This window comes from Roseibium sp., assembly GCF_050301095.1.
In the GTDB taxonomy this organism is placed as follows: domain Bacteria; phylum Pseudomonadota; class Alphaproteobacteria; order Rhizobiales; family Stappiaceae; genus Roseibium.
Genome location: NZ_JBNKYW010000153.1, coordinates 1 through 8,473, shown reverse-complemented (window position 1 = coordinate 8,473; position 8,473 = coordinate 1). Strand labels below are relative to the sequence as shown.

General features: G+C 59.0%; 6 protein-coding genes. 5 read left to right on the top strand and 1 reads right to left on the bottom strand.

The annotated features are described in order from the left end of the window. Positions 1–20: 20 nt before the first annotated feature. The 4 genes from urtC to ACQY7U_RS13900 all read left to right on the top strand — a co-directional run bounded on the left by urtC (position 21) and on the right by ACQY7U_RS13900 (position 4,245). Positions 21–1,271, top strand: a complete 1,251-nt coding sequence (gene urtC, locus ACQY7U_RS13915; protein ID WP_428645381.1) for an urea ABC transporter permease subunit UrtC — start codon at positions 21–23, stop codon at positions 1,269–1,271. A gap of 4 nt (positions 1,272–1,275) precedes the next feature. Continuing rightward, complete coding sequence (urtD, locus tag ACQY7U_RS13910; RefSeq protein ID WP_428645380.1) at positions 1,276–2,022, top strand: urea ABC transporter ATP-binding protein UrtD; 747 nt, start codon at positions 1,276–1,278, stop codon at positions 2,020–2,022. A gap of 166 nt (positions 2,023–2,188) precedes the next feature. Then, positions 2,189–2,884, top strand: coding sequence for an urea ABC transporter ATP-binding subunit UrtE (gene urtE / locus ACQY7U_RS13905; RefSeq protein ID WP_428645378.1), 696 nt, complete (start codon positions 2,189–2,191; stop codon positions 2,882–2,884). A gap of 71 nt (positions 2,885–2,955) precedes the next feature. Next, positions 2,956–4,245, top strand: a complete 1,290-nt coding sequence (locus ACQY7U_RS13900) for an ArgE/DapE family deacylase (RefSeq protein ID WP_428645376.1) — start codon at positions 2,956–2,958, stop codon at positions 4,243–4,245. A 46-nt stretch (positions 4,246–4,291) separates the two neighbouring features. Here the strand turns inward: ACQY7U_RS13900 and ACQY7U_RS13895 are convergent, their stop codons facing one another. Then, positions 4,292–6,460 carry an EAL domain-containing protein gene (locus ACQY7U_RS13895; protein WP_428645375.1) on the bottom strand — a complete coding sequence of 723 codons (2,169 nt, stop codon included), beginning with the start codon at positions 6,458–6,460 and terminating at the stop codon, positions 4,292–4,294. A 377-nt stretch (positions 6,461–6,837) separates the two neighbouring features. On the opposite strand from ACQY7U_RS13895, the gene ACQY7U_RS13890 reads away from it, so the two are divergent. Further along, on the top strand, positions 6,838–8,145 hold the full coding sequence (locus ACQY7U_RS13890) for a UDP-glucose dehydrogenase family protein (RefSeq protein WP_428645373.1): 1,308 nt from the start codon (positions 6,838–6,840) through the stop codon (positions 8,143–8,145). Positions 8,146–8,473 lie beyond the last annotated feature (328 nt).

Genomic DNA, 8,473 nt, shown 5'->3' with positions numbered 1-8,473 from the left:
AAGGGCCGGGCAGTGGAAACATGATGAACCTGTTTTCGCTCTCCCATATCGGGCGCGGCACTTTTCTGTCGATCGCCGTCATTCTGGGGGCAGCCGTTCTTATCGTGCTGGCCAATCTGACGACAACGCCGGCAAGCGCGTTTCATGTGCCGGATCATATCGTAGCGCTGCTCGGCAAATTCCTGTGCTACGCCATGCTCGCCGTTTCGCTCAATCTGGTTTGGGGCTATTGCGGCATTCTCTCGCTTGGCCACGGCGCCTTCTTTGCGCTCGGCGGCTATGCCATGGGCATGTATCTGATGCGCCAGATCGGCACGCGCGGCGTCTATGGCGACCCGGTCCTGCCGGACTTCATGGTGTTCCTCAACTGGCCGGAACTGCCCTGGTACTGGACCGGCTTCGACATGTTCTGGTTCGCGGCCCTGATGGTGCTGCTGGTGCCGGGTGTGCTCGCCTTCGTCTTCGGCTGGTTCGCCTTCCGCTCGCGCGTTACCGGCGTCTATCTGTCGATCATCACCCAGGCACTGACCTATGCCCTGCTGCTCGCCTTCTTCCGCAATGACATGGGCTTTGGCGGCAACAACGGCCTGACCGATTTCAAGGACATTCTTGGCTTTGACATTCAGGCCGACACGACCCGCGCCGGCCTGTTTGCAGCCTCGGGCCTGGCGCTGGTCGTGTGTTTCCTGATCTGCCGGACCGTGACCCGCTCCAAACTCGGCAAGGTGCTGATCGCGGTGCGCGATGCTGAAAGCCGGACGCGCTTCCTGGGCTACCGGGTGGAGCACTACAAGCTCTTCGTCTGGACGCTTTCGGCCATGATGGCAGGCATCGCCGGGGCGCTTTACGTGCCCCAGGTCGGGATCATCAACCCGGGCGAATTCGCACCGGCCAACTCGATCGAGGTGGTCATCTGGGTCGCCGTCGGCGGGCGCGGAACGCTGGTCGGCGCGGTGCTGGGAGCCGTGCTCGTCAACTTCGCCAAGACCTGGTTCACCGCGGCCCTGCCCGACATCTGGCTTTTCGCTCTCGGAGGGCTGTTCGTCGTCGTCACGCTGTTCCTGCCGAAAGGCATTGTCGGCACCCTGGGCAGCGGCTGGACCGCCCTGCGCCAGCGAAAAGTCTCCGAAGCCTTCGAGGCGGGCTCCGACGAACCGCCCGGCAAGGCACCTCAGTCTCCTGGCGCAAGATCCAATGTCGCGATGACTGGAGCGCAGGCCAGAACCCCGGAACCGTCCCTTCCGGACGCAGAACCCCAGCCAGCGGAGTAGAGACATGGCCAGATCAACCAGCCTCCTTTATCTCGACGGCGTTTCGGTTTCCTTCGACGGTTTCAAGGCCCTGAACGAATTGTCGCTGACAATTGCTCCCGGTGAAATGCGGGCCATCATCGGCCCGAACGGTGCCGGCAAAACAACCATGATGGATGTCATCACCGGCAAGACGCGCCCTGACAGCGGGGAGGTTTATTTCAACGGCACGGTGGATCTCACCGGTGAAGACGAGGCCTCGATCGCCGAACTCGGCATCGGTCGCAAGTTCCAGAAACCGACGGTCTTCGAAAGCCATACGGTGTGGGACAATCTGGAACTGGCTCTGAAGGCGCCGCGCGGGCCGTTCGCGACGTTGTTCCACGTTATTTCAGGCGCCGAAAAGAAACGGATCGACTACCTGCTGGATTTGATCCGTCTCGGCTCCAAGCGCGGCGAACTCGCCGCGAACCTCAGCCACGGACAGAAACAATGGCTGGAAATCGGCATGCTGCTCGCCCAGGATCCCAAACTCCTGCTGGTCGACGAACCCGCCGCCGGAATGACGGATGCCGAGACGGCGGAAACCGCGGAACTTCTGAAGGATATTGCCAATGATCACTCGGTCGTCGTGGTCGAGCACGACATGGTGTTTGTGCGTTCCCTGGGTGTCAAGGTTACGGTTCTCCACGAAGGATCAGTACTGGCCGAAGGCTCCCTCGACCATGTCTCAGCCAATGAGCGTGTCGTGGAGGTTTATCTCGGAAGATGATGTGATTTCGTGAATTGTCATCCCTGCGAAGGCAGGGATCCGGTAATCACAGGTCTTTGCGTTTCCTCGCACCGCGGTGGCTACCGGATCCCGGTCTTGGCCCTTGGCCAAACCGGGATGACAAGAGACCCAAATTCGTTTTGGCCACCGTCATGGGGTGAAAATCATGCTGCAAGTTGAAAACATAGATCTCCACTACGGCGCCGCCCAGGCGCTGAAAGGCGTCTGGCTGACGGCGGAAACCGGCAAGGTGACCTGCCTCATGGGCCGGAACGGCGTCGGCAAGACATCTACCTTGCGCGCGGTCGCCGGTCAGCACGGCATCAGCGCCGGCAGGATCCTGTGGGACGGTGAGGACATCTCCTCGCTGGCAGCCCATGCGCGCGCCAGGAAAGGCATTGCGGTCGTACCACAGGGTCGCGAGATCTTTCCACTGCTCTCGGTGAAGGAGAACCTTGAAACCGGTTATGCGCCGATTGCCCGCAAGGACCGGTTCATCCCGGATACCATCTTCGAGCTGTTTCCGGTTCTGAAAGACATGCTGTCCCGGCGTGGCGGTGACCTCTCCGGCGGTCAGCAGCAGCAGCTTGCCATTGCCCGGGCGCTGGTCACACGGCCGAAACTCCTCGTCCTGGACGAGCCGACGGAGGGCATCCAGCCCTCGATCATCAAGGATATCGGCCGGGCCATCTCCTGGCTGCGTGACCAGGGTACTATGGCGATCGTCCTCGTGGAGCAATATTTCGAGTTCGCCCGCGACCTTGCCGACGACTATGCGGTAATGGACCGGGGTGAAATCGTTATAGCCGGGCGCGGCGAGGATCTGTCGGAAACGGAAGTCAGGCGGTATCTGACGGTTTGACGGGCGCGGCCTGATTGATAGGGTGCAGGCAACACTCACGCCTCACTCGTTTCAATCCAGAACGGACAGCCATGCCAACGTCGATCTCCGATGACGCCGCCACCGCAATTCAGAACGCCGTAGAGGCGAATTTCGAAAAGGAAGTTTCCTTCCTGCAGCAGATTGTCCGGGCACGCTCCCTGCGGGGCGGGGAAGCAGCAGTGCAACGAATTGTCCAGTCGGCGCTTGTCGACCGGCACTACGACGTGGAGACCTATCCGGTCGATGTCACCACGCTGTGTGATCATCCGGCGTATTCTCCCGCGACGATCGATTACGCGAATACCTTCAACGTCAGTGGCCGTAAACTGCCCGCCTCTTCCACAGGACGCTCCCTGATCCTGAACGCGCATGTGGATGTCGTGCCGACGGCCAATCCCGCCTATTGGTCCAATCCGCCCTTCGAGGCCGTCCGGCAGGGAGACTGGCTATTTGGCCGGGGTGCCGGCGACATGAAGGCGGGCCTTGCGGCCAATCTCTATGCAATCGACGCTATCGAAGCGGCCGGCTTTGAACTCCAGGCCCCCCTGGAGTTTCAATCCGTCATTGACGAGGAAGTGACCGGCAACGGCACGGCAGCAGCCATCCTGCGCGGGGCCAGGGCTGACGCTGTCCTCATTCCCGAACCCACCGACGAAGACGTCATCTTCGCCAATTCCGGCGTCATCAAGTTCCGGATCTTGGTACAGGGCGTGCCCGCTCATCCGCGCGAACCGGAGTCCGGACTCAGCGCCATTGATGCGGCGTTTCTGGTCATCGGAGAACTGAAAGCCCTGGAGGCGCAATGGACCGCGGAAAAGGAAAAGCATCCGGGTTTCGACCGGCTTTCGAACCCGGCGAGCCTCAATATCGGCACCATAAACGGCGGAGAATGGCCGGCCTCCATCCCCTTCGAATGCAGTTTCGAGGGCCGGATCGGTTTTTATCCCGGCGACGTGCCTGCGGACCGGATGGCAAGTCTCGAGCGGATGCTTCAGGCGCTCGGATCGAAGGATCCGCGCCTTGCCCGCGCCAATCCACGGCTGGAATGGATCGGCACCTGTCAGGCAGGTTACAGGCTGGAAGAGGGCACAGCGGCCGAGACGGTTCTGGCAAGGTCTCACCAGAGAATTTCCGGATCCCCTCTGAAACGGTCCATCATGGCCTGTTACCTGGATGCGGCTCTATACATGAACCATTGCGGCATCCCGGCCCTCACCTACGGTCCGGTCACGCGGAACATTCACGGCATCGATGAATGCGTGAACCTTCCCTCGCTCAAAAGGGTCACCAAGACGATTGCTCTTTTCGCCGCCGAGTGGTGTGGCATTGCTGCGAAATGACTTTCGATGTCGAGGGCACAGGAGGCACGGGAACCCGGCTGAGGAGCTATGCCGCCCTTTCCGCTTTTTCCGCCAGGTCGCGGACATAGCGCAGGCAAGCTTCCGGCGGCCCGGGTCTCGCAAAATGGTACCCCTGAAAGCGGGTGCAACCCAGGCGCTGTAGCCGCGCAAGCTGGTCCTCCGTTTCCACCCCTTCCACGATCGTTGCGAACGCCAGGCTGCGACCGAGGTCCAGAATCGAGCCGATAATATGCTCGCTGACCTCACGATTACCGGACAAGGTCAGCGTTCTGTCGATCTTGACCTCATCCAGCGGCAGAGCTTTCAGGTATCTCAAGGACGTGTGCCCCATTCCGAAATCGTCCAGGGCAATCCGCACGCCGCGTTCACGCAGGCGTTCCAGCGAGGCTATTGCGTTGTCGTCCGGTATCAGCAGTGTTGATTCCGTGATTTCCAGCTTTATGGCATGGGTCGGCAAAGCATGTCTGGCGAGGCCATCGAAGACGATCCTGTCTAGCGATCCGGCCAGGATCTGGGCCGGCGCGACATTGACGGAAATTGCGAATTCACCCGGAACACTCTCTTGCCAGCCCTTGCGCTGTGCACAGGCCATCTCCAGAACATACTCTCCAAGATCCGGCATGATGCCGAGTTCCTCGGCAATCTGGATGATGACCGGTGGCGGCACCCGTCCATAGGCCGGATGATCCCAGCGCAGCAACGCCTCGGCTCCAAACACCCGCCGGATCCTCTGACAGACCTGAGGCTGATATTCCAGGAAGAGCTGTGCTTTTCTTTTCACCGCGATTTCCAAATCACCGGCGAGTGCCAGTGCCAGGCGGCCTTTGTCTCCCGTGCGTGTCAGAAGACGCCTGCTGAGATAGCGGCCACCATCCTGTTCACACACCTTTAACAGGCCTTGCAATGACGCTTCCGCCTTCAGGTTGGACACCCGTTCCGAAAGGCGTACGAATGGCGCATAAAGACCGATGCTCACAGCAAGACACAGCATCTGGGTCAGTGCCCCGTTGACGGAGCCGGTCACCGCATAGCCATTGATGATCGCGGGCGTCGTCCAGGCCACCTCGTAGCCGGTCGGAGGCATGAAGCCGAACCGGATGGCCAAGTACATCAGGACTGTGTTTGTGACCGGCACCAGAAGGAACGGCACAGCGAAAATGGGGTTGAGCACGATGGGAAGCCCGTAAAGCAGCGGCTCGTTCACGTTGCAGAGCGCCGGCAGGGCCGTAAGCAATGCGAAACTTTTTGTGCTGGGGGACTTGCTCAGAAGAAGCATGGCTATCACCAGGCCGATGGTGGCCCCGGACCCGCCCATATGGATCAGATCGAAGAATTGCGACGTAAAGATAAATTCGGGAACCTGGCCCTGTGCGACGGCAAGCTGGTTGGCAACGCTTGCGGGCGCCGTTTGAATGTCCTGAACGGCCTGAAGCACATTCGGGCCGTGGATGCCGAACAACCAGAAAACCTGAGACGTGATGATGTACGTCAATCCGAAACTCAGGTTGTCTTCACCCGAAGACAGGGCTTTCGCGAGAGTACCATTGAGGTCGGCAACCGTGTCGGTGGACCCGGCTGTGAGCAAAACCGCCTTGACGATCGCAAAAAGTACGATGGTGACAATCGCGGCCGGCATGACCGTGAAGATGTCACCGATCAAGCCATCGTGTCCGACAGCCTTCGAACTGATGCGCAAGGCAGGTACCCTGGCAAGGCGCAAAAATACTTCTGTTGACGTAATCGCCACCAGAAGTGCCACGGGCAGGCCGAAACTCAAAGAGATTGCGGCCATCAGGGTCGGTTGATCGGTCGGTGCCACGAGAACGAAAAAGCAGGTCGCCGCCACCATGATCGTCAGTACGGGACTTACAATCGGTGTCTTTTCGCGCCTGTTGACCAGGTTTGTGTAGACAAACGCATAGCCTGAGAGTGCAAGCAGCGCAGCGATGCCGAAGGTCGACGAGACCAGTATTCTCAGCACCGGATCGAACTGCGGTCCGAATGTCGAACTCAGCAGATCCTTGAGTTGCGGAAACGGAGGATAGAGCAACAGGAGCGCCAGAGCACCGACCATGACCAGAGGAAGGGTCAGTGCCAGACCTCTCTGCAATGCGGTCAATACCGAAAAGCGGCTGACGATATCCGCAAGACCGGTCACATCGAATGCATTGCCAGCTTCCGACCGAAACTTCATTTTCTTCGCAATCCCCCCCAATGTTGGCAGTAGAGATGCTCACCGCTTCAGACTCTCGGGACCGGTCATTCAATTGTCATACAGGTTTCATTTTTAATACATATGCGTAATTTTGGCAGTAATACTGCGGATCTTCAGGGTACGGACGGCATTGATCTGGCGGCGGCCTTCTTCTGTTCCAACCTTCCTGCACAGGTCCGGGTGTCGTCCAACTGCAACGGTCGGCTTCGAATACCTGATTTGCGCACAAACTCCGGAACCGGGGCCTGCTCGGGTCTAGCGTTTTTGTGCCACAGCATGTATGCGGGACGCACCTTGGACTGCAGTGAGGTAACCGGCATCCGGCCGGCATGGACCTCGGAAACAGGAATATTGAAATGCGCGTTGCTATGATTGGGACCGGTTACGTCGGTCTGGTATCCGGGACATGTTTTGCCGACTTCGGCCATGTCGTGACCTGCATTGACAAGGACGAAACAAAGATCGACGCCCTCAACAACGGCCGTATTCCGATTTACGAGCCCGGCCTGCAGGAACTCGTCGCCAAGAACGTTGCCGAAGAACGGCTCTTCTTCACCACCGATCCGGCCGAAGCGATCCGGAAGGCCGACGCAGTTTTCATTGCCGTCGGTACCCCCACACGGCGCGGTGACGGACACGCGGACCTTTCCTACGTCTATGCGGCGGCCGAAGAAATCGCCGGATTGATCGAAGGCTTTACCGTGGTCGTCACCAAATCGACGGTTCCGGTCGGCACCGGCGACGAAGTGGAGGCGATTATTCGCAAGGTGCGGCCCGACGCCGACTTCGCAGTCGTCTCAAATCCGGAATTCCTGCGCGAAGGCGCGGCTATCAACGATTTCAAGCGGCCGGACCGCGTGGTTGTCGGGACTGAAGACGAACGCGCCGTTGGTGTCATGCAGGAGCTGTACCGTCCGCTCTACCTCAACGAGACGCCTATCATCGTCACGAAACGCCGCACGTCCGAACTCATTAAATACGCTGCGAACGCCTTTCTGGCGGTCAAGATCACCTTCATCAACGAGATCGCCGATCTTTGCGAAAAGGTTGGTGCAAACGTCCAGGAAGTTTCCAGAGGCATTGGCCTCGACAACCGCATCGGATCAAAGTTCCTCCATGCAGGTCCCGGCTATGGCGGTTCCTGCTTTCCCAAGGACACGCTCGCACTCTCCAAGATCGCGGCCGACGCCCAGTCGGACCTGAAGATCGTGGATTCCGTAATCGAGGTGAATTCTGCCCGGAAGAAAAAGATGGCAGACAAGGTCATCGACTTCATGGGCGGCAACGTCGCCGGCAAGACCGTGGCCCTGCTCGGACTTGCCTTCAAGCCGAACACCGACGACATGCGCGAGGCGCCGAGCATCGACATTGTTGAGAAGCTTCAGGCGGCTGGTGCCAGGATCAGAGCCTACGACCCGGCCGGCATGGAAGAAGCCGGCAAGGTCATGTCGGGTGTTCTGTTTTGCGACGGTCCATATCACGCGATTGAAAACGCCGATGTGGTTGTGATCGTGACCGAGTGGGACCAGTTCCGCGCCCTTGATCTCGACCGTGTAAAATCCCTGCTGAGCGCACCCAAGGTCGTCGACCTTCGAAACATTTACACGCCGGACTACATGGCGGCGAAGGGTTTCGAATATACCAGCGTCGGACGCTGCTACTGACATTCCCTCTTCTGCCGACAACAAAACAAAGGTGCCGGGCCCGCCTGTTCCCCTGAAGGAACCAGCCCGGCACCGGTGTTCGGCCGGTTTTCACACAAATCATCCTCTTTCATTTCTCCGGTTTCAAATCGATGTCCAAGCGAAGTTGGCATAAAATGCGGCCCGCGCCATGTCGCCCTGCTTGAGCGAGCCACGCCCCAACACCAAAGCCTCGACCGATTACCACAAAATAAATCGCAACCATAAGCTTTAAAACCGTAAGTAGTTACATTGTAAAACCTTCAAATCCCCCAAAAATTGTTAACCATTTGTTTACAATGCCGTAGCG